Source organism: Leifsonia sp. HAY1-4F (assembly GCF_056755275.1).
Map to the genome: position 1 here is coordinate 1 of NZ_JBNDHX010000339.1, position 264 is coordinate 264.

At 61.4% G+C, this 264-nt stretch carries 1 protein-coding gene; it reads left to right on the plus strand.

Translation table 11 applies throughout. The features are described 5' to 3' along the window. Positions 1-264: SDR family NAD(P)-dependent oxidoreductase (locus ACPYOG_RS19750; RefSeq protein WP_481295816.1), on the plus strand; the 264-nt coding region annotated here is incomplete at both ends.

Below are 264 nucleotides of genomic sequence, written 5' to 3' on the forward strand. Positions count from 1 at the left end.
GTATCCACCGGTCGCAGCGTCCTGATCACCGGCGGCAACCGCGGCATCGGTCTGGCCATCGCGGAATCCTTCCTGGCCAACGGTGACAAGGTGGCTGTTACCTACCGCAGTGAAACAGAACTCCCTGAGGGAATCCTGGGCGTCAAAGCCGACGTCACGGATGAAGCTTCGATCGATGCAGCGTTCAAGATTGTCGAAGAGGCGCACGGGCCGGTTGAGGTCCTCGTAGCGAACGCGGGCATCACCAAGGACACGCTCCTGCTG